Source organism: Micromonospora sp. LOL_014 (assembly GCF_048060245.1).
Taxonomy (GTDB): domain Bacteria; phylum Actinomycetota; class Actinomycetes; order Mycobacteriales; family Micromonosporaceae; genus Micromonospora_E.
Window position 1 is genome coordinate 1 of sequence record NZ_JBHMIP010000084.1, and the last position, 1,445, is coordinate 1,445.

General features: G+C 70.7%; 1 protein-coding gene. It reads right to left on the reverse strand.

The annotated features are described in order from the left end of the window. Positions 1-213 precede the first annotated feature (213 nt). Positions 214-1,445: IS4 family transposase (locus tag ACFHW1_RS28700; protein WP_416616707.1), on the reverse strand; the 1,232-nt coding region annotated here is incomplete at its 5' end.

Consider the following 1,445-nt stretch of genomic DNA (forward strand, 5'->3'; position numbering starts at 1 on the left):
CAATGCCACGTAGCTTAAGTTGATCTTGGTGGTGGCTGGACCCGGTAGATGTGGATGGTCGCTGGCCGGTCGTGGCGGATGCTGGCCGGTTCGTTGGGTTTCTTGACCCGGTACTGGTTGTGGCGGGCTCGTTTGACCGCTCGGGGGCAGGTGCGTTCCCTGCGTTCGGGGATCATGAGATCGGCGATCCGGGTCAGGTGGACCGGTAGCTGGTCAGTCCAGTCCTGAGGGGGGAATGTCCGCCGTGCCGGTGGCGGTGCGGCGGTTCAGGCGTAGGACCCTGGTGAACGATATCCGGTCGGGGTCGATGTCGGCGGCGGCTGACGCCTCGGCGATCAGCGCGGTGATCGCGTGGTGGACGATCAGGTAGGCCCGGATCTCCTGATGGACCAGGTCTGGCAGGCGGGAACGCAGGACCCGGCCGGGGCCGCGTAGGTGGGTCTTGAGTTGGTCGTTGCCGGTTTCCTCCTCCCAGCGTTCGTGGTACGCGGCGGCGAGTTCGTCGGCGCGGGCGTCGTGGGGGTCGACGATGCTGGTGATCAGGGTGATGACCTCGCCGGTGCCGTTACCGACCCGGTCGGGCACGGTGTACTCGACCACCCTCGCGAGGTGGACGACCGGCAGGCCCTGCCTGTCGAACGCGTCGGGAACCGTGTCGACGTCGGTCAGGTCGGCCCCGGCGCGGGCGGCCGCGAGGAGCCGCTCCCGCCGGGCACCCCGGACCGTCGGCCTGATCAGGACGGTGATCCAGGTGCCGTCGGGCAGTACCCGCACGACCGGCAGGTCGAGCTGGGTCGGCGCCCGCCACACCAGCGCCGCACCGGACGCGACGGCGGTGTCCCACGCCTGCCAGGAGTGGAACCCCCGGTCCGCGACGAGCAGTTCGTCACCGCGTAACCGCGGATACAGCCGCTGCGCGAGGGTCTTCTCACCCACCGCGTAGGCGTCGATCTCCGCGGCGACGAAGGCGTGGGTGCCGCACTCCGCGAGGGCCACGACCCGTGCCTTCGGGTACGCCGACCGGTTCTCCCCGGACCCGGCGTAGCCGAACTCGGCCGCGTTCGCGGCGCTGTCGGGCACATCGACGGTGAACCCGTCGATCGCCAGCAGCCGCCACCGGCGTAGGAACGACCCCCGCGCGGTGCCCAACGCGGCCACCGACGCGGTCGGGCCCGACCCGCCCGCGACCGGCCCACACGTGCGCGCGAACACCTCGTCGAACACCCGGCGGCCCAACCGTTTCCGCGCCTGGGTGATCGCGCTCGACGTCGGCACGCTCCACCCCGCGTCCCAACACCCGAACCGGTCCAACGACCCCGTGACCCGGGCCGCGACCTCGGTGTAGTCATCGTCGGGGAACAACGTCAGCCCCAACGTCAGATACACGGCCACATGCGCCGGCAACTTCCCGTCCGACCGCTGCTCCCGCACCCCGCACACCTCGA